Below are 24,946 nucleotides of genomic sequence, written 5' to 3'. Positions count from 1 at the left end.
TGACATCACATTAATCTATAGCATAAGATGATATTATAATCAAACAATTATTTGAATGAGGCGATAAAATGGCAGGAAGTACTGTGAAAAAGGTTAACCACGATACTTGTGAGGTATTTTGTTTTGAAGAAGAAAAAGTGAATCGAATAAAACCACAGATAGAAGAAGTTAGTGGGGTAGAAATGATATTTAAGGCATTATCAGATTTAACACGGTTAAAAATCGCCTATGCGTTAACAATTGAAGATGAACTGTGTGTTTGTGATGTTGCAAATATTATCGGTTCTACGACAGCAACAGCATCCCATCATTTACGACTGCTCCGTAATATGGGGCTCGCAAAGTATCGTAAAGAAGGGAAGTTAGTATTCTATTCACTAAAGGATGAGCATGTTCATCAGTTAGTATCGATTGCTATGGAACATTCGAGAGAAGGTGCTGGACTTGGAGGAAAATAAACAAGTCTATCGATTACAAGGCTTGTCTTGTACGAACTGTGCTGCAAAATTTGAAGAGAACATCCGTAATATTAATACGGTAGAGGATGTTCAGGTGAACTTTGGTGCTGCAAAGCTAACTGTACATGGTGCGGCATCCGTTGATCAGTTGGAAGCTGCAGGTGCTTTTGATGGGATTAAGGTCCAACCGGAATGGAATAATGAACCAGAACGATGGAAAAAACGGGAGACTATAACCACTTTTATATCGTTACTTTTCACCATAGTAGGGTACGTATTCTACTTTAGGATGGGTGAAAGCCACCCTATTACAATAGGAGCCTTTCTCACTGCAATATTGGTAGGAGGACTTTCCTTATTTAAGGTCGGATTGAAAAATTTAATGAAGCTTGAATTTGATATGAAGACATTAATGACAATTGCCATTATTGGTGCAGCGATTATTGGAGAATGGGCAGAAGGTGCGGTCGTGGTGTTCTTGTTTGCGCTAAGTGAAGCACTTGAAAGTTACTCTATGAATAAGGCGCGGCAATCAATCAAATCACTGATGGATATCGCACCGAAGAAGGCTACTATTCGTCATGGCTCGCAAACAATGGAAATTGATGTAGAAGATGTACAAATTGGTGATATTTTAATCATTAAGCCTGGACAGAAAATTGCGATGGACGGGGAAGTTGTAAAAGGGCAATCCTCTGTCAATCAAGCAGCGATAACTGGTGAATCAATCCCAGTTCATAAGGTAAGCGGTGATGAGGTATATGCGGGAACAATCAATGAAGAAGGTTCATTAGAGGTACGAGTTACTAAGCGAGTAGCAGATACAACGATTGCTAAAATCATTCATCTAGTGGAGGAAGCACAAGCCGAACGAGCACCCTCCCAACAGTTTGTAGATAAATTTGCCAAATATTATACGCCTGCGATTCTGTTTCTTTCTTTCCTTGTCGCAGTTATCCCACCTCTATTTTTCGGTGGGGAATGGTCTAATTGGATCTACAGTGGTCTAGCGGTATTAGTAGTTGGTTGCCCGTGTGCATTAGTTGTATCGACACCTGTTGCAATTGTGACGGCTATCGGTAATGCTGCAAGAAATGGTGTGCTAATTAAGGGTGGCATCCATCTGGAGGAAGCAGGCCATATCGATGTGGTAGCTTTTGATAAGACCGGTACCTTAACGAAAGGAAAGCCGGAAGTAACAGACATTATCCCACTTACAGATAAAGATGAAGCCGACTTGATCCGTATTGCTGCAGCTATTGAAGAATATTCACAGCATCCACTTGCATCAGCTATTAAACGAAAAGCAATCCGTCTTCAAGCCGTAGATTATAAAGCGGAGGATTTCCTATCCTATACAGGTAAAGGAGCTAAAGCCACGGTACAAGGGACAGAGTACTTCATTGGTAACCCGGCATTGTTTTCAGAGATGCTGCCCTTACATGCTGAGCTACTGGAGAGAACTAGCCAGCTACAAGCGGAAGGGAAAACGGTAATGCTATTAGGTACGTCTCAAGAAGTGATAGGGATTATCGGAGTAGCTGATCAAATCCGTTCAGTAAGTCGATCCATTATTCAGAAGCTCCATCAGTTAGGTATGAAGCGGACCATTATGCTAACAGGAGACAACCAATTAACCGGAGAGGCAATAGGCTCAAGCCTCGGGTTAACAGAAGTAAAAGCGGAATTATTACCTGAGGATAAATTAACCGTTATAAGTCGATTAAAGGATAGGTATGGTCGTGTAGCCATGGTTGGTGATGGAATTAATGATGCACCGGCACTTGCATCAGCTAATGTTGGAATTGCCATGGGAGGCGCAGGAACCGATGTGGCCTTAGAAACAGCAGACATAGCATTAATGGCCGATGACTTGGAGAAATTACCATATACGATTTCTCTAAGCCGTAAAACCTTAACGATTATTAAGCAAAATATTATCTTCGCTCTAGTGCTAAAAGTATTAGCTTTGCTATTAGTTATTCCAGGATGGCTAACATTATGGATCGCTATTTTTGCGGATATGGGAGCGACACTTATTGTCGTATTGAACTCGATGCGACTAATGAAAAAAGATTTATAGAATGAGGAAAACGTGGCATATCAACTAATTGTTGGTATGCTTTTTGGTTTGGAGAGTAGTAGGAAGAATTGATGCTCACGTTAAGATATAGCTAGAAATTGCATAGTTTTGATACAACTTCAAGGGTAACTACATACTTGAGATAGTAAGGGAGATGCTTATGAAACTCTGTTTTATTGGAGGAGGAAACCCCTTAACGGGAGAGCTTAATGATGTAATAAAATTTATAAGCCATCACGTTAAGAAGGATAGTAAACTTTTAATCATTCCTTTCGCTACAGAAGAAAACAGACTGGATAGTTGGTATAATTCTGCCAAAAAAACTTTTGAGGATATTGGAGTTAGTCATCTCGACATTCTCAACCAAAGACTAACGAGTCAAGAGATGCAATCAAAAATCAAGGAACATGAAGTGCTATACTTTACTGGTGGTAGGCCGGAGAAATTGATGGAAAGGTTGATAGATAAAGAATTAGTTACATCTATTAGAGGACATTCGGGGTTGTTGATAGGTGTGAGCGCAGGTGCTTTAGCTTTCAGTAAGGACTGTATTATTACCAAGGATGAGGATTATCCAGAAACCTTGGTCATTAAAGGGTTAGGTCTAGTGGACTTCAGTGTAGAGGTTCATTATCGTGATGGAATGGATGAAGAATTAATCCATTTATCGGAAAAGCGGGATATTTATGCCATCCAAAATGGTAGCGGATTGTTTTGGGATGGAGAAGTAATGACTCCTATTATAAGTATCATTCATTTTCAAAAAGGGAATAAGAAAGTGATCGATTGAAGGAAGTATAGTGAGTAGAGGTAATATAAATGTACTCTTAAAAAGCTTGGTATTCAAGCTTTTTTATTTGGTGTCGATTTTATTGTAAACAATATTATAATATGTTTATATATAAATAAACAAAAAGGGGTAATGTTTATAATGAGTATAGATGAACGGTTTTGGAATGCAACAGTAGAAGAGCTCTCGTTAGGGTATATCCAATCCAATGATGAATACATATGCCTCCTGTGTGGGGAAAGTTATGAAGATGGCATTATCTATCCAATGGATGGAATGTTATACGAAGCTAAAAAAGCGATAGTTCAACATATAGAGGATCGTCATGAGTCCGTGTTTGAGTATTTACTACACCTAGATAAAAAGTACACTGGATTATCCAATCATCAAAAAGAATTACTGCATTATTTCAAAAGAGGCTTAAGTGATAAGGAAATCATCAAACAACAGAATGGGGGCAGTCCTTCTACGGTTAGAAATCATCGATTCAAACTGAAAGAAAAGGAAAAACAAGCGAAAGTATTTCTTGCTATTATGGAGCTTCTAAACCGGAATTCCAATGAAAAAGATAGAAATAATTTTGTTAGTTTTCATAAGGGGGCGAAAATGGTGGATGAGCGATATGTAACGACAGAAGAAGAAAAGCAAAAGATTCTATCAACGTATTTTAAGCAGGGGCTGGATGGTAGTTTAGATTCCTTTCCAAGTAAAGAAAAACGAAAACTGATTGTGTTGCAAAATATTATGAAGCGATTTGAACCGAATAGAAAATACACGGAAAAGGAAATTAATAGCATTCTCAAGATGATTTACGCCGATTATGTAACCATCAGAAGATACCTCATTGAATATGGCTTTATGGACCGCAGTAAAGACTGTACAGAATACTGGGTAAGATAAGGGGGCTAATATGAATATAGAATTAACAAGATTCAAAGTGAAAGATGGAAAGACAAAAAAAGTAGATGAATGGATGAAGTTTTTGAATGACAATATGAAAGAAGTACTTGTCACATTAACGGATGAGAAGAGGTATGTTGAAACTATATTGAGGGAAGAAATTGCTGGCAGTGAGTATTTGTATTGGTACTTTGTTCAGGGGAATGGTGGACAAGAAGTCAACGAATCTAATCATTGGATTGATAAAAAACACTTGCAATATTGGGAGGAATGTATTGATAAAGATTATTTAAAAGTAGATTTTTCTGTTAGGCTGTGATGATACCAGACATTATTAGAAAAGCCATGCAGGAATAGCGATTAGTTAATCCACCCTCTATAGAAACTGCCGATTCCTAATTCGGTAGTTTCTATTTTTTATATGTATAGCTCTGCTTTGATATACTTCCACATTAATATGCCATGATCTTTTTACAACCCTCCATAAATGGCAATTTTAGTAAATATTACCCATTATGAATAGAAAATCTTGGAATTTTGCGATATACTAAATTAAACTTCATAACTATTACTTAAAGGATTGATATTCATGGATAATGCGAATCATTTCGACGAAAACCAAGCCGCCTCACTTAAACTTTTTGTCGTACTGTCTAGAGCAATTCAAGCAATCGAGAAACAGATTACCAAAAATGTGAAGGGGTATGGATTGAATCTAACGGAATTTGCTGTTTTAGAGTTGTTATATCATAAAGGAGAACAACCAATACAGAAAATCGGTCAGAAGGTTTTACTGGCAAGCAGCAGTATTACGTACGTTGTGGATAAATTAGAAGAAAAAAACTACTTAACTCGTAAAGCATGCCCAACAGATAGAAGGGTTACATTTGCTGTTATTTCCGAATCTGGTAAGGAATTAATGGATGAGATTTTCCCACATCATGCAAAAGCCATACGTGATATTATGGATGGGTTAACTGTGGAAGAAAAGAAAATGGCTATTGACTTAGTGAAGCGATTAGGTCTTTATGCAAATAATCTAGAGTAGCGGTAGAAGCTTATTTCATAAATTAAGCAGTAACTATTAGCGCCGAAAATATACGTAAACTCCGAAATAGGACAAATGTAATCCCTAGGAAGCCCCTGTTCCTCGCATTTCGCACACAGGGGCTTCCTAGGATCATTAGTAGCATTACTATCCAGTAGCTGATAGAAAGTAACGTATATTTCCGATGCAAGAGAGTAGTCTATTGTTACGGTTATTTTAATTTCCCCAAAAACTCTTCCCAATCTAAAACCCGGTTATATGTCGCAGCTCGATTATAAGACTGATCCTTTAAGAAAAGCTCAATCGGTTCTTTTGATAGCGTATCTAAAATGGTCGGTTTATCGTCTACATAATAATCTAGCTTTAGCTCTTTAATAATATGGATTTTCTCATGGTCTTGCATGCCATAGAAAAAATGTTCATCGTTTACTGGGAAACCTTGCTGCTTCATCCAGTTTTTTGTCCGCTCACCGTGTTCTTTTGGTCTTGCGGTAATATAAAAGATTTCATGCCCAGAATCTATTAGTGTATTTAATGCCTCCACGGCACCTTGGTATGGTGGACAGTCCGTGTAATAAATATCTTCAAGTGAACTATTCCACATAGTGCTTCCCTCTTCGTCTGTTAATCCAAAAGGTTCGTGGATTTCCACACGCTTTAAAGCATAGAATTCTTCGATTGGAACATGCTTTTTTAGTTTGTTCCTATAGATATGAAAGGCATGCTCGCGCAAATTTATTAATGTGTCATCGATATCAAAACCAAATCTCATATAATCCCTCAATTTTTATAAACTGGGTAACCCGTAAACTTAAAGTCTTTGCCAATCTTTTCGATGTTTGTATTCGTTAAATCTAGGGCATCTTGCATGTCTACTACTCCAGTTCCCTCTAGAAATGTAGGTGCTTCTTTCCCTCCGACTAATTTTGGAGCGAAGTAAAGTACAACTTTATCAACTAATTGATGTTCTAAGAAAGAAGCATGGATATTTCCGCCGCCCTCTAAGAATAGGGAGGAGACAAGATGCTCGCCAAGAATCGCAACTACCTCTTTTGGATTAACCGATGTTTCACCTGATGTTACAAATACACGAATGCCGCGCTCCTCAAGCTGAAGCTTTTTTGTTTCATCATGGTTTTTACTAGTAAAAATCCATGTTTCTGCTTGGTTATCGGTTATAACGTTAACATTCATTGGAATCTTTAAGGTGGAATCCATTATAACTCGAACTGGATTACGTCCATTAGGAATCCGTGCTGTTAACGATGGATTATCTGTTAAAACAGTTTTTATTCCAACGAGAATAGCCATATTTTCACTCCGAAGCTGATGTACATCTCGTCGTGCTTCTTCTGAAGTAATCCATTTACTACTAAACGTATGGGTTGCAACTTTACCATCTAATGAAGCCCCCGCCTTAAGCGTGACAAATGGTTTTTTCTCCACAATAAATTTATTAAAAACTTCATTCATTTGTATGGATTCTTGTTCTAAAACCCCAATAATGACCTCGATGCCGGCATCCTGTAGTAGTTTCACACCGTTTCCTGCCACAATTGGATTCGGATCTAATGTTGCAATGACCGCCCTCTTGATTCCTGCTTGAACAATAGCTTCCGCGCACGGTCCGGTTCTACCATGGTGGGAGCATGGTTCTAACGTTACATAAATCGTCCCACCCTTGGCTTTCTCGCCTGCCATACGTAATGCATGAATCTCTGCGTGCGGTTCTCCTGCTTTTAGGTGTGTGCCGACACCAACAATCCGATTGTCATTGACAATAACAGATCCTACAAGCGGGTTTGAATCCGTCTGTCCCTTCATCGCCTTAGCGTTTTGGATGGCAAGTCCCATATAGAACTCATGATTACTCATTGGAACAGGTTCCTTCCTCTTGCAGGTGACCAGATTTTTCTACCTTTGTTTTAAGGTAGCGTTCGTTATATTCAGAAACATCGCCCCACAGTGGCACGCGCCCTGTTAAGGTTAATCCGGCTTTCTTCATTGCTTCAAGCTTTAATGGATTATTCGTAATTAATGTTACAGGCTTTGTACGTAATTGCTTCAAGACACGAATAGCATCGTCATAATTTCTAGAGTCATTCACAAATCCAAGTGCTTCATTGGCTTGAACGGTATCAAGACCATTCTCCTGTAAAATATAGGCCATTGCTTTAGAAAATAAACCAATACCCCGACCCTCATGGTTAGCAAGGTAGAAAATAGCTCCAGTACCATGCTCCGTAATTTTGTGCATGGATTCTTTCAGTTGGAAGCCACAATCACAACGTTTACTTCCAAAGATATCACCAGTATGACAAATGGAATGCATTCGGATTAATGCATCGTCATCATTTTCAAAATCACCATAAACCAAGACACTAGATTGTTGATAGTCTGCTAAGTTTTGTGACGATAAATTATCGATAATGGTCTGATAATCATCAGTTGCTTCCGTTGAATTTAACCAGCTATACCATTTGAATTCAACGGTTTCTCCATATAGATTAACAGGAAGGCGAATGGGCCCAACTAAATAGATAGCGCCTTCTGTTGTTGGTATTGTCTGTATTTTATCCTTAAGTACGGATATTACTTTCGATTCTAATTTTGTTTGTTCCATGGTATATACCCCTTTCACTGCCACTAGTATAATGAAAAATCATTATTGCTTCAATTTATCTTTCTCGGAAATCATCATAATTAATCTTTATTACTAAAATATGATGAAGTCGCTCTCCCGGTTGTATGTTGTAAAAAAATAATTCATGTATTGTCAAAAGAAGGTGTTCATGTTATTATATCGACATATGATATATCGCACATCGATACATCGATAGGTGATATATAATGGTGGTGAAAATATGACGAAAAAAGCAGAAACTTTTCTCCCTTTGTCACAGGCTACCTACTATATTCTATTATCTTTACGGGAAGTCCGACATGGATACGGAATTATGCAGGATGTAGAAGCGGTTAGTAAGGGTGAAGTGACAATGGGTCCAGGAACATTGTATGGGGCGCTCAGTAAATTGGAAAAACAACAAGTTATTGAGAAAGCAGTTGTGCAAGATGATGAACGAAGGAAGTATTACCAGTTAACTAGTTTAGGTAAAGAAGTCTTACGTTTAGAGTATAGAAGGTTGAAATCGTTAGTGGAAAATGCAAAGGATATCATGACAGAACTGGAGGTAGAGTAGGATGACAATAAGAAAACTCAGGATATCATTATCATTTAACATTGAAAAGGAAGAGCAGTGGTTGACGGAAATGTCTCAAAAGGGACTACATTTTCAACATCATAAATTACTATGGTATGAATTTGAGGAAGATCCAACCAAATCATATGTGTATCAAATCGATTTTCGCCAAAATGCTCAGATGGATTATTTCAAGCTATATGAAGATGCAGGGTGGGAATATGTCATTGGATCAATGGGAGTCTTTCACTACTTCCGAACAGATGCCTCCAATCCATCTATCCGGAAATTGTACTCTGATAATGAGTCCATACAAGATTCTTATAAACGAATGATTGGCTTTTATTTACTCGTTTTCTTCCTTTTCCTTATTTCTCAAATAGGAATAGTTGTAACTTGGAATGACTTTTGGTTACAGTATGTACTACTCGGAATTGATGGGGTTGTAATCGTGCTATATTTATATATGTTTTCACTAGTGTTGCAAAAATAATGTCGTAATTTTCAGTTTTATTATATCTTCTGTTTAGAGCCAAAAAAGTAAATACCGAATTAAAGGTGGCTCCATCCATTTGGAAATAATTTACAATTAGACCTGTGTGACAACGACAATTTGCTTATTAAGGGACGGATTTGCCTTCAATCTTTCGAAGCCAAATATGCGCTGGTTTCCATAATGCAGCCCTTAAATAACGGCTAATTTGTAGCGTTTTTCGCTTGCTTTTTGTTTCAATTTGCACAAGAACATGAAGGCAAAAAACAATAAGTGCGATAAATACTTGGTTTTGAATCGCCCATTCGCTCTGACCGTAAAACTTCTTAATGCTGAGATGTTGTTTGATCCATTTGAAGAACAATTCAATTGCCCAGCGTGATTTGTACATTTCTGAAATCTCTTCGGCACTTAAATCAAAACGATTTGTAATTAAATGGAGTTCATTTCCCTTTGAATCCAAGACCTTTATCAGGCGAAAATAATTTTCAGCACGGTTTTGTGTAGTACCAATTAAGACCATTTGGTCTGATAAAACAGGCATATTTTCGGGCAACTTAAAGTTGTAAACTTCCCGTATGACTGCGTTTTTCCGCAGCCTTGAAAGGAAAAAGTAGCCCTCGTCGGTCATGCGGTCAAAACGTTCGTAGTCTAAGTAACCACGGTCGAACACATACATGCATTCTTTGTCATCTACCATAATTTCAAGCTGGCCTCGGTCATGTTCTTTTGCAGTTGTCATTACGGCTTTTTCTGGGTAAGAAGTGCCTTTTTCCATAAATACAAGACGCAGATGCAGTTTCACTCCTGCCTTTGTTTTGCGGAATTTTGCCCATTTATGATTCGTCAAATTCAGTGGCAAAGTGCTAGAATCAATAATTTTTAATGGCATTACAAGTTTCGTATAATGCGTTTTGGCATGAATTTGTGATACTAAATCGAGAAACAGTCTTTGGAAAAGGTCGGGATTCAGCCCATTTAATCGTCGTGATAACTGAGAAATACTAATAGAATCAAGGTCGATAGCCCTTTGAAGCTTGTCATCGAAGAGGCAGTCACTTAGTGCATGAAGACTCTCGACTTCCTGTAGCTGTGCAAAAAGCAGTAACTTTAGGAACGACTCTGTCGTTAATTTTTTCGTATAGAAATCTAATTTCAATGTTTTCACCTGTTCTTCAAATAATTGAAAATTAATTGGTGAAAACCATTGTCCAAATGAAGTTTTTCGTGTAATCTTGTCCATGAGATTTGTCCTTTTTAGTGGATTTGGACGGGTTTACCACCTGACTTATCCATTATAAAGGACTTTTTCTTTGCGCAAAACAATAAAATTGAACATTTCGAGTGTTTTTAATAATAAAATTAATTTAATGCAACGCTAGTGATATGTTTTATATGTTTAATAGGAGAATTAATTATTACAGAAGGCGGTAGTAGTTGCTTTAGAAGAGCGAGATCAGAATTGGTTTGGGTAAAAAGTACATGATGAAAACAGGAGGCTAGTAGTGGTAGCCTCCTGTTTTCATTAAGGAATAACCAATTTCATTTCTAAATTGAATTTCGAATAGTTAAATATCTTTGTGTTTTATGTTAGTATACATGCTATAGCATTAGGATGTAAAATTATGGAGCATTAAGCAAAGAGATTTAGTGCACATACATTCTCAAGCTTAAATTACGAGATATGGTAATGGTTACAATAGAAGGAGATGTGCCTTGTTTTATGGGGGAAAAGTTTGGTGAACTAAAGATATGGAATGTTATAGTGCAATTATTCGTCTTAGGTTTAATATGCCACATACTACATAATATCATGCAAAGTATACTCGGAATGGACTTGAATGTTGTATGGATCGCAACGTTTTATATTTTTGCTCTTTTTATCATGATACGCTCATTACGCATGAATGGTATAGATGCTGAAGTGATTGGAGAGCCATCCGTTCAACATGTACCGTGGATCTTATTAATAAGTATAAAATTTCTATTGATCCTATTTTCCTGGCTTTCACAAAGTGTAGGTGTGCCACTGGTTTCGTTAGTTTATCCGGAAATATATACAGAAGTGTTGCTGTTACTTTCAGAGCATACCCATGTAAGTGCTGACGTTAATAGTATTCTGATGTTGATCATTAGTTTTACATTCGTACCTATTTTTGAAGAATTGTTATTTAGAGGGTATCTATTAAATAAATGGGGAGCTAAAATAGGGCTGGGAAAAGCGATAATCATGAGCTCCTTGTTATTTGCCTGTGTTCATTTTGATATTATGCTATTTCTGGGTTATTTTGCTAGTGGAATATTTTATAGTTTGGTTTATTTAAAAACGAAGAGGTTAATTGTTCCAATCATTTTACATTCGTTAACGAATCTAGTTTCTAGTTTTACAACCTTTTTATCTAGCTTGCCCCTTACGTCTATAGAAGAATTACAGTCGGCCTTGCTAGGAGCATTAACTGTATATCTTATGTTAATCCCAATAATTGCTTTTATTTTGTATCGGTTCTACAAACATACTGCTAAGATGTTCCCACACCAACTTAATATGAAGAAGTCTTCTTGAAATTCCGAAGCAAACTATCACAGGGATGAACGAAGACAGCTTGGTTAACCCTGCTGTCTTCGTTCATCCCTGTATTTCATTGATAACCATCATTTTACCTTGTTAAGTATTTTATTTAAATAGTACCTTGTATTGAACAGTAGTATATGTTAAATTATAGCTAAAGGAATTAATTATAAATTGGTACTATACAATGTATAGTAGTAGAGCAGAGGTGGAAGTATTGAACGTACAGTTTAAGAAAGGTGTATTAGAGCTATGTGTGCTCGTCTTATTAGATAAACAAGATCGATATGGTTATGAATTGGTTCAGAAAATCTCCGATCAGATTGCCATTTCAGAAGGGTCTGTTTATCCATTATTAAGAAGGTTAACGAAGGAAGGATATTTTACTACGTATTTAAAAGAATCTACAGAGGGACCATCTAGAAAATATTATGCGCTAACAGAAGAGGGTAGAATTTACTTGCAAGAACTATTAGCGGATTGGCAGAAGTTCACCGAGGGTGTGAATCAATTAATCGAGGAAGGTGTTCGAAATGAATAAGGAACAGTTTTTAACACAGTTGGAGGGTGCTTTAAAGCGTCTACCTTCTTCTGAACGAGAAGATATTATACAAGACTTTAGGGAACATTTTGAAGTTGGAGTTAGTGAAGGGAAATCAGAAGAAGAAATTGCGAAAGGGCTTGGAACCCCACAGCAAATAGCCAAAGAAATAACGGCTTCTTTCCATTTGGAACAGGTCCAAGAAACGGCAACTACGGGAAATGTCCTTCGTGCCGTATGGGCAGTAATTGGACTTGGTTTTTTTAACTTAGTTATTGTACTAGGGCCATTTATCGCCTTAGTAGGAATTGTATTATCTGGTTGGGCAGTAGGATTATCCGGAATAGCAAGTCCAGTTTTGTATTTAATTAATGTAGCCATTTACCCAGAAATATTTGAACTTTATCAATTATTCATATCGATTACGTTTGCTGGAATCGGAATCTTTGTGATTATTGGGATGTATTATGTGACAAGATGGTTAAGTAAAGGTTTTATACGCTATTTACAATTTAATGTTCGTATGGTTAAAGGAGGAATAGGAAATGCCTAGGAAAAAGTTATGGATAATCATTGCTTCTTGTCTATTCGTCGTCGGCGTCATTGGTAGTCTCCTAACGTATAAAACGGCAGGTGCATCTTCTGAAGATGTAATAGAAACAGAAGTCATTGATAATCAAGGTATTACGACACTGAATGTTAAAACAGACAATGCAAGAGTTGAAGTCCTACCCACATCGGAGAAGGAAATTACAGTAGAATTTACATCGCCAGCTACAAGTAAAAACAAGTATAAGTTTACTGTAGAAGAAGATGGTGACACGCTTGCAGTAGAAGTAAAGGAAAAACGAATTCTTCAATTTATATCGTTTGACTTTAGCTTCCAAGGTCCAAGTTTAGTCATCTATTTACCTGAAAAGCAATATGCTGAACTAAAAGTGGATGTAATAAACGGAAGAGTTAATGTAGAAGGTCTGGAAGTAGAACATGCCAATGTGCAAACTATTAATGGCCGAATTGAATTGGAGGATTTAACCACTATTACTACCTATGTTTCGTCTGAAAACGGTAGGGTGGAATTAACGTATGTTGATGGTGAAATAACTAGTAATGCTGTTAATGGTCGAACGACACTTATTACCAATGATTTAGATCGTTCCATTGATCTTGAAACAGTGAATGGGAAGATTGAAATTCAAACAATGCAAGAACCTACGAACGCGGCTTTTGAGGTTAGTGTTGTAAATGGAAAGGTAGACATATTAGGCGATAACTCTAAGAATTCAGTATTTGGCGAAGGCGCGCATAAAATTAAACTAAAAACGGTGAACGGCAGTATTACGGTGAGAAAATAATTATTGGGGGGTAGAGACATGGATAGTCTCTACCCCTTTTGACGAATAGGCATTACTTTTCCTTATAACCAACAATCCCATAAAAGAACATTTTCGTTAATTCCTCCGTATATGGGAGCACCTGTTCATAAACATGTTTTTGCTGTAAATATTCCCGGAACATTTGGATATAGATTAATATGGCTTCATTCGAGATGGTGGAATCGATATACCCCTGTTCCTTCCCCTCATCAAATAAATTAATTAATTCTGGGAGTGCTTTATTCGTATAAAATTCTTCGATATAACTTCCTGTACCAGAAGAAAAGTCCTTTATAATATAGTTATAAATCTCCTCGTTTATAGAACTCGCGGATGTTGTCTTGTTAAAGATGATTTGCTTAATTTTCTCCGAGATGTGGATATCACTATCTATAATTTTCTGGAATTCACTCCAAATTTCTTCCATATAATAAATAACTACCTCATCTACTAATTTATCCTTACTACCGAAGTAATTATATATAGTTACTTGTGATACATTTGCATTCTTTGCGATTTCAGCTACGGATACTTTACTTATTCCAAATTTCATAAAAAGATCTAGTGCTGATTGTAGAATATTAGTCCTTTTCAATTCACTTCTTCGTTTAAATCCATCCAATGTATTTCACCTCACTATTAGTTTAATAGAAATTTTGAAACATAACAATAAAAATAGTTCAAAAATCATTGCAATAATGAATCATTTTTTATATTATGAACTCATAAGGATAAAATATTTCAAAATTAATGTTTCCATATTTATGGGGTGGAAAAGGGAGGAAGAAACATGGCAGTTTTGGAAATAACGAATTTGACGAAGAGGTTTGGCAAATTTACTGCTTTAAATGGTGTCAATATGGAGTTAAATGAGGGAGAGGTCTTTGGGTTTATCGGTCCTAATGGGGCGGGTAAATCAACAACCATTCGTATTCTACTAGGAATATTAAAGGCAACGAATGGTAAGGCGACGATATTTGGTAAAAATGTATGGCCTGATGCTGTAGAGATTCATAAACGTCTGGCGTATGTACCGGGAGATGTGAATCTATGGCCAAATCTTACCGGGGGAGAGGTCATTGACTTATTTGGTTCTCTTCGAGGTGGGATTGATAAACAAAAACGGGAGGAACTAATTAAGCGATTTGATTTAGATCCAACAAAAAAATGTCGGACTTACTCGAAAGGAAATCGACAAAAGGTAGCTTTAGTTGCAGCGTTTGCTTCTGATGCGGATTTATATATTTTAGACGAACCTACTTCAGGACTGGATCCATTAATGGAACAGATTTTTCAACAATGTGTACTAGAGGCTAAGCAAAATGGCAAAAGCATATTGTTATCGAGTCATATTCTATCAGAAGTGGAGAAGCTGTGTGATCGAGTAGGGATTATTAGGCAGGGGGAAATAATTGAAACTGGTACACTAGATGAATTGCGCCATTTAACAAGAACGAACTTGAGAGTTGAAGTGAAAGAGCCAATTACGAATCTTCATGACATACCTGGCGTACACGAACTAGAAGGAACGGATTATGCTGTATCGTTCCAGGTAGATTCGGAACAATTGGACTTAGTCGTAAAACATATAAGTCAATTTGGAATTGTAAAGCTAGAAAGTACACCTCCTACATTAGAGGATTTATTTATGCGCCATTATGAAACACAAGGGGAAAAAGGAGTAGGGGGGAGATCATAAATGACATCAACTACTTTTCGTAAATCAGGTCGATTAGCTCGGTTTATTTTAAGAAGGGATCGGGTGCGCCTTCCATTATGGTTTATCGGGATAGTGTTTTTTACATTATTAATTCCAGCAGCTTTTACAGACTTATACCCATCACAGGCAGAACGAGATATGATGGCAGAAACAATGAAAAATCCAGCTATGGTTGCTATGGTAGGCCCAGCTGACTTTGAAAACTACACAATCGGTGTCATGACCGCCCATCAAATGTTAATTTTTACGGCAATTGTTGTCGGGTTAATGAGTATACTGCTTGTATCCAGACATACACGGGCAGATGAAGAGGACGGGCGGATAGAGTTAATACGTTCGTTACCTGTTGGGAGATTATCCCAATTACATGCAACGATGATGGTATATGTTGTCATAAATATTATTCTTGCGTTATGTGTAGGCTTTGGATTATACGCGTTAAATATAACGAGTATAGATTTGGAAGGGTCACTATTATACGGGGCGGTGTTAGGTGCAACTGGAATTTTCTTTACTGGTTTAACAGCGGTGTTTGCACAAATATCAGAAAGTTCTAGAGGAACGATTGGATTATCCATTGCCCTACTTATCGTGGCTTATTTAATTCGTGCCATCGGGGATGTAAGTAATGAAGTACTGAGTTGGTTATCTCCGTTTGGTTGGGTTACACAGGCTGATGTTTATTCCTCGAATAACTGGTTACCGGTTATGATTATGCTTGGAACCTCGGTAATATTAATAATAATCGCAAACTATCTGAATGCCGTCCGAGATATGGGAGCAGGATTTTTACCTTCAAAGCCAGGTAGAAAACAAGCAAGTGTATTGTTACAATCTCCACTTGGATTAGGATTACGGCTACAACGAACCGGTTTGATTGCTTGGGCAATTGGGATGTTCGTAATGGGAGCCTCTTATGGTTCTGTCTTAGGTGATTTAGAGGCATTCTTTGCCGGTAGCGAAGAAATGCAGAATATGCTAGTGGCAGCGGAAGGGTATACCTTAACAGAGCAATTTATCCCGATGTTAATGATGGTCATGGCTATTCTAGCTACAGTTCCTGCTGTTATGTCTATGAATAAACTATATGGAGAAGAGAAAAAGCAGCGAATGGACCATGTACTAAGTCGCGCTGTCTCCCGTACGAAACTTATGGCGAGTTATCTTATCACGTCTATCGTTAATGGTTTTGTCATGCTATCTCTTGCTGGCATAGGGTTATGGATTGCTGGAGATGCAGTAGTTGAAGGTGGGTTAGACTTCGCTACGATCTACGGGGCAGCAATTGTCTACTACCCAGCCATTCTAGTAATGATTAGTGTGGCAGTATTCCTAATTGGTTGGTTACCAAGAAGAACGAGTCTAATTTGGTTGTATGTATGTTATTCCTTCTTTGTACTATATCTAGGGAATCTCTTTCAGTTTTCTGAATGGGTAGGGAAGCTATCTCCATTTGGATATATTCCACAGTTACCTATTGAGGAGATGGATTGGGTCTCTAGTATTCTATTAATCGTTACAGCTGTTGGAATTATGATTATAGGCTTTGTCGGATATCGTAAGCGAGATATACAAGGTTAAATAGTAAAAAGCCCTGTTGCGAAATTGATTTGCTACAGGGCTTCGTACTTTTCTGCAGAAAGTGATAGAATAATAGTCGTCATAAAGGTTAAATGGAATGAACTAGCAGGAATAACCGAGAGGAGTTTCTTTATGAATGACACAAAGCAAAAACAAATTACACCAAAGTATGATCCGTGGGAAGCTTATTATGATGTAGAAGAACATGGAAAAATGACACTATCGAATATAGAATTTACTACTACTTATATGTGCAATATGCGTTGTGCACACTGTGCAGTTGGATACATGCTTCAGAATAAGGACCCAGACGCCCTCCCAATTGATTTGTTAATCCAACGATTAGAGGAGATTCCTCACCTAAGAACAATTAGTATTACGGGTGGCGAACCGATGATGAATAAAAAGTCAGTCCGGAGCTATGTTGTTCCACTACTGAAATATGCTCATGAGCGTGGGGTACGAACACAGATTAATTCTAATTTAACATTACCATATGAACGCTATGAAGAGATCATCCCATATTTAGATGTGTTACATATTTCCCACAATTGGGGAACCGAGGATGAATTTGCTGAAGTAGGCTTTGCACATATGGAGCGGAAGCCTACAGCAGAAAATCGGAAAAAATACTTTGCAAGAATGGTAGAAAATGCACAAGCTCTATCTAAACAAGGTGTAATGGTCTCAGCGGAAACGATGTTAAATAAGCGTACCTACCCATACCTAGAGAAGATACATGATCATATTATTGAAATGGGATGTACACGGCATGAGGTTCACCCAATGTACCCAGTAGATTTTGCTAGTAAGCTAGAAACCTTAACACTTGATGAGATACGCGATGGGATTACCAGATTACTAGACCATCGAAATCAAGACATTTGGATGCTATTTGGTACGTTACCTTTTTATGCATGTAGTTCCTCACGGGAAGAATTAGCCTTAATCAAACGGTTATATCAGGAGAAGAATGTAACCGTTCGGAATGATCCGGACGGAAGGTCGCGCCTAAATGTAAATATTTTCACCGGGGATATTATCGTTACGGATTTTGGTGATGAAGAGCCATCCTTAGGAAATATACAAGATACAACACTTGAAAGTGCCTATGACAAGTGGATGGGTTCTAAGACTGCTAAAAGTTTAAACTGTCATTGTCCAGCTGTAAAGTGCTTAGGGCCAAATCTCCTAGTTAAGAACGCTTATTACAAGGACGTTGATTTTCAAAAACGTAAGGCTACTATTCAAATATAATTTAGCAGCAGCCAAGGTGATTATTGCCTTGGCTGCTTTTCCAAAGTAAAAGCTTATCCACAGTGAACGTCACTGTGGTGTTTTTGTTATTGGGCTTTAAATGGTAACTTATGATGGAAATGGTTTCAACCAAATCATTTAGTGATTCAGCATTATCTAAACAATAGAGGGGTTTAATCTGTAATCGAGTACTAGAGTTATAGTTTAAATGAACAATTTAACTCCTTTTACATACTATCCTAATAACGCCTAAAAAGTTTCCCTTAGGAAAAATTTAAGTTTGTATAAAAAACACTTGACTTATACAAACTATACTTATTATATTGTTAGTAACTAATAAAGTTTCCTTAGGGAAAAATAAAAGGGAGAGGTAAAAATGGGGATTTTCATGAAAAGGTGGTTTTGGTTTGTACTTAGCATTAGCTTTGTTTTAGGAGCTTGTTCGGCAGATGATAAAACTTCTGCAAATCCTGATGGGAAAATTAAGATTGTCACGACGATTGCCCAAATAGCAGAACCGTTATCCGTTATTGGTGGGGAGCATGTTGAGGTAGAGAGTTTAATGGGGCCATCGGTAGACCCGCATTTGTATAACGCAACACATGGTGATATTACGAAGATTACGAATGCAGATGTGGTATTTTATAACGGACTGAATCTAGAGGCAAATATGGTGGATATTTTTGATGAAATATCAGCTTCAAAGCCTGTGCTTGCGATAGGAGAAGTACTACCAGAGAATCAGCTACTGGAAGACGAAACAGGTGCAGTCGATCCACATGTCTGGTTTGATCTTGATCTTTGGAAGCAAGGACTAGAAGCCGCTGTAGAAGAATTAAAGGAGTATGCTCCAGATTTTGCGGATGATTTTGAAGCGAATAAGCAAGGATACTTTGCTGAGATGGACGAAGTAAAAGATGAGGCTATGAAGCTTTCCGAAATTCCGTCAAACAAAAGATACTTAGTAACAGCTCATGATGCGTTTGGTTACTTTGGAAGAATGCATAACTTAGAGGTTGTTGGATTACAAGGTTTAAGTACGGATGGTGAGATTGGAGTATCAGATATTCAAGAAACCATTCAAATTATAAAGGAATACAATGTGCCAGCTGTCTTCATCGAAAGTAGTATTAATGACAGCTCAATTAAAGCTGTAATCGAAGGGGCAAAGGGTGAAGGAGTTAAGGTCGCACTAGGTGGTGAGCTCTTCTCAGATGCAATGGGGGAAGCAGGAACGGTAGAAGGGACATACTTAGGAATGTATCGACATAATGTAGAGACTATTTACGAAGCATTAATGGGGGATGGAAATTAGATGGTTAAAACAGTGCTTACAGTAAAAGAGTTATCTGCATCCTATCGTAAAAACACCGTTCTAGAGAATGTGAGTTTCACAGTAGAGCAAGGCTCATTAACAGGAATTGTTGGCCCGAATGGTGCAGGGAAATCTACTTTAATTAAATCCCTATTAAATTTACATCCTACTTTATCGGGAACGGTCGACTTCTTTGGTCAACCATTTAAGAAAGCTCAGCAGGCGATTGGCTATGTACCGCAGCGTGGTTCGGTGGATTGGGATTTCCCAACGAATGCATTAGATGTAGTGTTAATGGGATTATATGGGAAAATCGGATGGCTAAAATTGCCATCCCGTTCCCACAAAAAGCTCGCATATGAAGCATTAAACAAAATGGGAATGACCGATTATGCTGACCGACAAATTAGTCAATTATCAGGAGGGCAACAGCAGCGTGTTTTTCTTGCTCGTGCCCTCGTACAAGATGCTGATTTTTACTTTATGGATGAGCCACTTGCTGGAGTAGATGCAGCAACGGAACAAGCGATAATGGCGATCTTGAAGGAATTGAAAGGAAAAGGAAAGACGGTAATGGTTGTGCACCATGATTTACAAACAGTGGCAGAGTACTTTGACCATGTACTATTTCTAAATCGAAGAGTGATGGAGTACGGGAAAACACCAACTGTGTTTACGAAGGAAAATATTGCACGAACCTATGGTGGGAATATGCGTTGGACATTAGAGGAGGGGTCTCATGTGGCCCATCCTTAGTAGTAGTAACTTTCAGTGGGTTTTGGCTTGTACGATGATTCTAGGGATAGCAGCTGGGTTGGTTGGATGTTTAGCCTACTGGAAAAAGCAAAGTTTGATGAGTGATGCACTAGGTCATGCCTCTTTACCTGGAGTCATTATTGCCTTTCTCTTAATTGGTGAGAAAAATGTACTCGTTCTAATTATTGGTGCTGCTATCAGTGCACTGATTGGTGCTTTCTTTATTCAAGGGATACAGTCTACAACAAGAATAACAGAAGACACCGCGATGGGGATGGTATTATCCATTTTTTTCGGATTAGGAATTATGCTTCTTACAGTGGTAAACCGTTCGGTTGGAGGAAATCAAAGTGGATTAGATAGCTTTATCTTTGGGCAGGCAGCTTCCATGGTGAAATCCGATGTGTTTACTATATTAGCATTAGCAATAGTGGTTATAGCAATCGTATTTGTGGCATTCAAAGAATGGAAGCTTTATTTATTTGACCCGCAATTTGCTAAAGGAATCGGATTATCGATTAGAGGGATGCATGTAATGTATACGATAGTATTAGTAACTACGATTGTTGTAGGCATTCAAGCTGTTGGTGTTATTCTTATTGCGGCATTATTAATTATCCCTTCAGTAAGTGCTAGGTATTGGACGAATTCCTTTCGAAAGATGTTAGTCTTGTCGGCCTGTTTTGGTGGTCTCTCTGGTGTACTTGGAACGTATATAAGTGCTATTGGTAGTGGGTGGCCAACAGGTCCGTTTATCGTTATTTTTGCAGCTATATTTTTTATAGTTTCATTAGTATTTGGTAAAGAAAAAGGTATATTAGTCCTGCGTCTCGAGTTACATGCTGAGCGTAAGAAAATGAACCCCCGGCACAATCCAACTAAACTGGATACAAAAGGGGTGAACTAGTATGGCCTATACAGCATGGATTATCCTTACTGCTGCTCTTGTAGGGCTTTCGTGTAGTCTTATTGGTGTATTTCTTATTTTAAGAAAGATGGCGATGATGGCAGATGCTATCAGTCATACGGTTTTATTAGGAATTGTTGTAGCATTTATGATAACAAGGGAGTTAAATGGTCCCCATATGTTAATTGGTGCAATTATTGCAGGACTACTAACAGCTTTATTCGTGCAATGGTTGAATCAATTAAATATTGAACAGCATGCTTCAATTGGGATTGTTTTTACAACTTTATTTGCAATCGGTGTTATTTTGATTTCGACGTCTGTTGGCAATGCTCACCTAGATGTTCAGCATGCATTAATGGGGGAAATAACCTTTATCCCTTGGAATACGATGACACTTCCTATAGTTGGTCAGGTCCCGGAAGCCACCGCTATTTTAGCGCTAGTGCTGATAATTGTGTTGGTTTGTATTATTTTCTTTTATAAAGAATGGAAAATTACCTCCTTCGACCCCGCACTGGCTGCTAGCTTAGGAATACCGGTAGTGTTTTTACATTATCTCTTTATGAGCCTTGTATCGATTACTACGGTCGCCTCTTTTGATGCTGTTGGAGCTATTATGGTTGTTGCAATGCTTATTACACCTGCCGCATCAGCCTATTTATGGACAGATAAATTGTCGATGATGTTAGTGATTAGTGCACTATTTGGCGTAGTTTCTGCAGTCGGTGGCTATTATATCGCTGCCTGGATAGATACTTCTATCTCGGCATCGATGGCATTTGCAACAGGAATCGTATTCTTATGTAGCTTTATAGGCTCACCGAAGCATGGTTTACTATCCAAGCTAAACAGGCCAACTCGTGTAGTTTCTTGAATAAATTAGTATCGTTTTTCGTAAGTTAGTAAGGTATGATAGTAATAAGATGAAATCGAGAACCTATAGATGGGTGTGCTATATATAGATTATGAAAGAATATGAAAGCAAGGTTTATCATGATTTACAAAAATGGCGGATGAAGCTACTGAAGTCACCGAGTTTTGTAAACCGAATGGGGAAGAAAGCCCAAAATAAAATCAATGGATTGATTCCAGAAAAAGCACATCTAGTTATGACGGAAGCAATTAAAAATATGGTGAAGGCCACCTTAGTTGGATCAGATATGACGACGAAGAAGCCTAAAAGTGGCATGACTTTATATGAAAGAGATGAACTTTTAAAAGAGAAGTTGTCGAAGTATCGGAAAACAGCGACCGTAGAAGGTGCTGGGACTGGAGCAGGTGGTATTTTCTTAGGTCTTGCTGACTTCCCATTATTGTTATCAATCAAGATAAAATTTCTATTTGAAGCAGCATCCATTTATGGTTTTGATACGAAAGAATATGAAGAAAGACTTTTTCTATTACATGTGTTTCAGTTAGCTTTTTCAAGTGATGATAAAAAGAAGGAAACCTTTTTTGTGATTGATCATTGGGACGAACAGAAAGAAAAGTTAATGGATATGGATTGGAGAGTATTTCAGCAAGAATATCGGGATTATATTGATTTAGTAAAAATGTTACAGTTAATTCCGGGCTTCGGAGCTATTGTTGGGGCGTATGCAAATTATAACCTCTTAGATCACTTAGGAGAGACAGCTATGAATGCGTACCGGCTAAGAAGGTTGACAGAAGTACCAAAGGATTACTAGGCTGAACAGGGGAAGGTAAAAGCCTTTCTTTGTTTAGCTTTTTTATTTGGGAAGTAACTATTATTTTAAAATTGTCTAAAAAATTATTGCAATATATTGCATATTGTCCGGAAAGATAGTATGATGAATTCTCGTGCAAAATGAAGCACAGTAAAAAAAAAATAGTCTGATAATTATGATTTTATAACGAGGAGAGAGAGAATTGAAGGATAAGTTACCGAATTCTTCATATATAATAATAGGAGTCATGCTGTTTGCTCTATTTTTTGGAGCGGGCAATTTAATCTTTCCTGCTCAACTTGGACAAGCAGCAGGAACGAATATGTGGCCAGCTGCCGTAGGGTTTCTCCTTACAGGTGTTGGGTTGCCTTTATTGGGAATTATTGCGATGGGATTTTCAGGGAGTAAAGACCTACAGGACCTTGCAAGTAGGGTCAGTCCTATTTATGGTGTATTGTTTACAACCGTATTATATTTAACAATCGGTCCTTTCTTTGCCGCACCTAGAACGGGAGCAGTGGCCTTTGATATAGCAATAGCACCTCATTTGGAGAACAAATCTTCGCTTGCCCTGTTCCTATTTACGGTCCTTTTCTTTGCTATATCCCTTTGGTTTTCATTAAATCCAGCGAAGATTGTAGATCGGGTTGGAAAGTTATTAGCGCCAGGAATAGTAGTGCTACTGGCAATCCTTTTAATAATGGTTATTGTCAATCCAATGGGGAATGCACAAGCACCATTAGAGTCCTATCAAAGCAATGCCTTTGTCACAGGTTTCCTAGAGGGATATAATACGATGGACGCACTTGCCTCGTTAGTATTCGGGATTATCGTAATAAATGCGATAAAGGCTTTAGGCGTATCATCTAGGAAAGAAATTGTATCCGCAACCTTTAAAACGGGCTTTGTGGCGATTATACTTTTAGGCTTAATCTATGTTGGTATAGCATATCTGGGCGCTGTCGGTGTAGAGGAATTTGGGCTATTGGACACTGGGGGATTGATCCTGAGTAGTGCTGCAAAATATTATTTTGGTACAGTGGGGACGATTTTACTCGGTGTAGTGATTATTTTAGCTTGTTTAACTACCAATATCGGTCTAATGACGGCGTGTGCAGAATATTTTCAACGATTGATACCAAAGGTTAGTTATAAAACCCTTGTGACGTTCTTTACGGTTATAACTTTTATCATCGCTAATTTTGGATTAACGAATATTATTACGTACTCTGTACCAGTGTTGATGTTGTTATATCCACTTGCCATTGTTTTGATGATCTTGGTATTTTTATCACCATTATTTAATCATTCAAGAATCGTATACATGTCTACCATTTCCATAACATTTTTAATCAGTATTTTTGATGGTTGGAAAGTACTACAGGAATCTCTTGGAATAGATGGCTTTAGACTATTAGAACCGGTTGTATCCTTCTATAAAAATTGGTTACCTTTTTATGATGAAGGACTAGGATGGCTTGTCCCTGCTATCATTGTCATTCTCATAACAGGAATCATTGCAAGAATGAGAAAAGTAGCTGTAAATCTATAAAGAAAGTCGGTTTCCTTACTTAGGAGACCGACTTTCTTTATTGTTGATTAATGGTATTGGATAAATTGAAATCCTTTGAAATATCGAGCCAGTTTTGTTTCATTAAGGCAGAGGCTTTCTCTTTATCCCCATTCTCTATATGATGAATGATAGTGTCATGAACCTCGATGGAGCTTTCGGAAAGTATAATGGAGTTATGGAAGAACAATCTTCGCACATGTGCCTGTAGATTCTCTACTATCCCACTTATGTAAGAGTTATTGGCAGTATCAACAATTAGTTGATGAAATTGCTCGTCAATGTTTAACGCGGTGTGGTAGTCTTTTTGATAAAGAGCATTGGCGAATTCTTGATTAATATTCTTTAAAGAAGATATCGTTTTATCTGATATATGATCGATGGCAAGCTCTGTTGATAAAGCTTGTAATACGGCTAAAGGAGGTAGTAAATCTTTAATGGACTCTTTTTCTACCTCGGTAACTTGAGTAGCTTTACCGGGATACATTTTAACTAATCCTTGTGATTCAAGTAATTGTAAAGACTCCCGTATCGGTGTACGGCTAACGCCGAGTGCTTCTGCTAGCTCTGTATCATTTAACTTTTCCCCAGGATATAAAGTTCCATCAATTATCCAATGAAGGATTTGCTTGTACGCGCTTTCCTTTGCTGTTGTTCGAACTGGCTTAGAATGATTTGCAGGTACCGGCAA

The 24,946-nt window shown here is 37.7% G+C and carries 26 protein-coding genes and 1 pseudogene; 21 read left to right on the top strand and 6 right to left on the bottom strand.

What is annotated here, in order from left to right:
* Nucleotides 1–68: 68 nt before the first annotated feature.
* From MKY78_RS08430 to MKY78_RS08405, 6 genes and pseudogenes are all read left to right on the top strand, one after another.
* Nucleotides 69–458 carry a metalloregulator ArsR/SmtB family transcription factor gene (locus MKY78_RS08430; RefSeq protein WP_186869488.1) on the top strand — a complete coding sequence of 130 codons (390 nt, stop codon included), beginning with the start codon at nt 69–71 and terminating at the stop codon, nt 456–458.
* Nucleotides 445–2,541: a heavy metal translocating P-type ATPase gene (locus MKY78_RS08425; protein WP_339217365.1), complete on the top strand. Its 2,097-nt coding sequence runs from the start codon at nt 445–447 to the stop codon at nt 2,539–2,541. The genes MKY78_RS08430 and MKY78_RS08425 overlap by 14 nt, the downstream gene beginning before the upstream one ends.
* 160 nt (nt 2,542–2,701) lie before the next feature.
* A complete protein-coding gene (locus MKY78_RS08420; RefSeq protein WP_339217364.1) occupies nt 2,702–3,331 on the top strand; it encodes a Type 1 glutamine amidotransferase-like domain-containing protein in 630 nt (209 codons plus the stop codon).
* 141 nt (nt 3,332–3,472) lie between these two features.
* Nucleotides 3,473–4,231, top strand: coding sequence for a DUF2087 domain-containing protein (locus MKY78_RS08415; protein WP_339217362.1), 759 nt, complete (start codon nt 3,473–3,475; stop codon nt 4,229–4,231).
* A gap of 10 nt (nt 4,232–4,241) precedes the next feature.
* Nucleotides 4,242–4,588, top strand: a pseudogene (locus MKY78_RS08410) (DUF6176 family protein).
* A 232-nt stretch (nt 4,589–4,820) separates the two neighbouring features.
* Nucleotides 4,821–5,279 (top strand): MarR family transcriptional regulator, encoded by a 459-nt coding sequence (locus MKY78_RS08405; RefSeq protein ID WP_339217360.1) that lies wholly within the window; start codon nt 4,821–4,823, stop codon nt 5,277–5,279.
* 211 nt (nt 5,280–5,490) lie between these two features.
* Here the strand turns inward: MKY78_RS08405 and MKY78_RS08400 are convergent, their stop codons facing one another.
* From MKY78_RS08400 to MKY78_RS08390, 3 genes are read right to left on the bottom strand one after another with little or no spacing between them, the layout of a single operon-like run.
* Entirely contained in the window at nt 5,491–6,051 is a 561-nt protein-coding gene (locus MKY78_RS08400) for an HAD family acid phosphatase (RefSeq protein WP_339217358.1), read from the bottom strand.
* A gap of 8 nt (nt 6,052–6,059) precedes the next feature.
* A complete protein-coding gene (gene ribD / locus MKY78_RS08395) occupies nt 6,060–7,154 on the bottom strand; it encodes a bifunctional diaminohydroxyphosphoribosylaminopyrimidine deaminase/5-amino-6-(5-phosphoribosylamino)uracil reductase RibD (protein ID WP_339217356.1) in 1,095 nt (364 codons plus the stop codon).
* Nucleotides 7,147–7,902 carry a GTP cyclohydrolase II gene (locus MKY78_RS08390; protein ID WP_211742282.1) on the bottom strand — a complete coding sequence of 252 codons (756 nt, stop codon included), beginning with the start codon at nt 7,900–7,902 and terminating at the stop codon, nt 7,147–7,149. The genes ribD and MKY78_RS08390 overlap by 8 nt, the downstream gene beginning before the upstream one ends.
* Nucleotides 7,903–8,143: 241 nt before the next feature.
* Here MKY78_RS08390 and MKY78_RS08385 point away from each other — a divergent pair, with 241 nt between their 5' ends.
* Entirely contained in the window at nt 8,144–8,479 is a 336-nt protein-coding gene (locus MKY78_RS08385) for a PadR family transcriptional regulator (protein ID WP_339217354.1), read from the top strand.
* A gap of 1 nt (nt 8,480) precedes the next feature.
* Nucleotides 8,481–8,972: a DUF2812 domain-containing protein gene (locus tag MKY78_RS08380; protein ID WP_339217352.1), complete on the top strand. Its 492-nt coding sequence runs from the start codon at nt 8,481–8,483 to the stop codon at nt 8,970–8,972.
* 127 nt (nt 8,973–9,099) lie between these two features.
* Here MKY78_RS08380 and MKY78_RS08375 read toward each other — a convergent pair whose 3' ends face one another.
* Nucleotides 9,100–10,215 carry an IS4 family transposase gene (locus tag MKY78_RS08375; protein ID WP_339213018.1) on the bottom strand — a complete coding sequence of 372 codons (1,116 nt, stop codon included), beginning with the start codon at nt 10,213–10,215 and terminating at the stop codon, nt 9,100–9,102.
* 447 nt (nt 10,216–10,662) lie between these two features.
* On the opposite strand from MKY78_RS08375, the gene MKY78_RS08370 reads away from it, so the two are divergent.
* From MKY78_RS08370 to MKY78_RS08355, 4 genes are all read left to right on the top strand, one after another.
* A complete protein-coding gene (locus MKY78_RS08370) occupies nt 10,663–11,535 on the top strand; it encodes a type II CAAX endopeptidase family protein (protein ID WP_339217351.1) in 873 nt (290 codons plus the stop codon).
* Nucleotides 11,536–11,758: 223 nt separating this feature from the next.
* Nucleotides 11,759–12,082: a PadR family transcriptional regulator gene (locus tag MKY78_RS08365; protein WP_339217349.1), complete on the top strand. Its 324-nt coding sequence runs from the start codon at nt 11,759–11,761 to the stop codon at nt 12,080–12,082.
* Nucleotides 12,075–12,635 (top strand): DUF1700 domain-containing protein, encoded by a 561-nt coding sequence (locus MKY78_RS08360; protein ID WP_339217347.1) that lies wholly within the window; start codon nt 12,075–12,077, stop codon nt 12,633–12,635. Before MKY78_RS08365 ends, MKY78_RS08360 begins: the two co-directional genes overlap by 8 nt.
* Nucleotides 12,628–13,437, top strand: coding sequence for a DUF4097 family beta strand repeat-containing protein (locus tag MKY78_RS08355; RefSeq protein WP_339217345.1), 810 nt, complete (start codon nt 12,628–12,630; stop codon nt 13,435–13,437). Before MKY78_RS08360 ends, MKY78_RS08355 begins: the two co-directional genes overlap by 8 nt.
* Nucleotides 13,438–13,489: 52 nt before the next feature.
* Here MKY78_RS08355 and MKY78_RS08350 read toward each other — a convergent pair whose 3' ends face one another.
* Nucleotides 13,490–14,080, bottom strand: coding sequence for a TetR/AcrR family transcriptional regulator (locus MKY78_RS08350; RefSeq protein WP_339217343.1), 591 nt, complete (start codon nt 14,078–14,080; stop codon nt 13,490–13,492).
* A 168-nt stretch (nt 14,081–14,248) separates the two neighbouring features.
* On the opposite strand from MKY78_RS08350, the gene MKY78_RS08345 reads away from it, so the two are divergent.
* The 9 genes from MKY78_RS08345 to brnQ all read left to right on the top strand — a co-directional run bounded on the left by MKY78_RS08345 (nt 14,249) and on the right by brnQ (nt 24,237).
* Nucleotides 14,249–15,157 carry an ABC transporter ATP-binding protein gene (locus MKY78_RS08345; RefSeq protein ID WP_339217341.1) on the top strand — a complete coding sequence of 303 codons (909 nt, stop codon included), beginning with the start codon at nt 14,249–14,251 and terminating at the stop codon, nt 15,155–15,157.
* Nucleotides 15,158–16,759 (top strand): ABC transporter permease, encoded by a 1,602-nt coding sequence (locus MKY78_RS08340; protein WP_339217340.1) that lies wholly within the window; start codon nt 15,158–15,160, stop codon nt 16,757–16,759. It abuts the gene before it with no gap.
* Between the two features lie 132 nt (nt 16,760–16,891).
* Complete coding sequence (gene yfkAB, locus MKY78_RS08335; RefSeq protein ID WP_339217338.1) at nt 16,892–18,016, top strand: radical SAM/CxCxxxxC motif protein YfkAB; 1,125 nt, start codon at nt 16,892–16,894, stop codon at nt 18,014–18,016.
* Nucleotides 18,017–18,404: 388 nt separating this feature from the next.
* Entirely contained in the window at nt 18,405–19,331 is a 927-nt protein-coding gene (locus MKY78_RS08330; RefSeq protein ID WP_339217337.1) for a zinc ABC transporter substrate-binding protein, read from the top strand.
* Entirely contained in the window at nt 19,332–20,087 is a 756-nt protein-coding gene (locus MKY78_RS08325) for a metal ABC transporter ATP-binding protein (protein WP_339217336.1), read from the top strand.
* A complete protein-coding gene (locus MKY78_RS08320; RefSeq protein ID WP_339217335.1) occupies nt 20,071–20,994 on the top strand; it encodes an iron chelate uptake ABC transporter family permease subunit in 924 nt (307 codons plus the stop codon). The genes MKY78_RS08325 and MKY78_RS08320 overlap by 17 nt, the downstream gene beginning before the upstream one ends.
* Before the next feature lies 1 nt (nt 20,995).
* Nucleotides 20,996–21,871 (top strand): metal ABC transporter permease, encoded by an 876-nt coding sequence (locus tag MKY78_RS08315; RefSeq protein WP_339217333.1) that lies wholly within the window; start codon nt 20,996–20,998, stop codon nt 21,869–21,871.
* A 91-nt stretch (nt 21,872–21,962) separates the two neighbouring features.
* Nucleotides 21,963–22,685 carry an EcsC family protein gene (locus tag MKY78_RS08310; protein WP_339217331.1) on the top strand — a complete coding sequence of 241 codons (723 nt, stop codon included), beginning with the start codon at nt 21,963–21,965 and terminating at the stop codon, nt 22,683–22,685.
* A 202-nt stretch (nt 22,686–22,887) separates the two neighbouring features.
* Nucleotides 22,888–24,237, top strand: coding sequence for a branched-chain amino acid transport system II carrier protein (gene brnQ, locus MKY78_RS08305; protein ID WP_339217329.1), 1,350 nt, complete (start codon nt 22,888–22,890; stop codon nt 24,235–24,237).
* A gap of 37 nt (nt 24,238–24,274) precedes the next feature.
* Here the strand turns inward: brnQ and MKY78_RS08300 are convergent, their stop codons facing one another.
* Complete coding sequence (locus MKY78_RS08300) at nt 24,275–24,946, bottom strand: GntR family transcriptional regulator (protein WP_339217327.1); 672 nt, start codon at nt 24,944–24,946, stop codon at nt 24,275–24,277.

It is taken from the genome of Ornithinibacillus sp. FSL M8-0202 (assembly GCF_037975285.1).
In the GTDB taxonomy this organism is placed as follows: domain Bacteria; phylum Bacillota; class Bacilli; order Bacillales; family Amphibacillaceae; genus Ornithinibacillus; species Ornithinibacillus massiliensis.
This window is presented reverse-complemented; position numbering and strand designations above follow the sequence as displayed.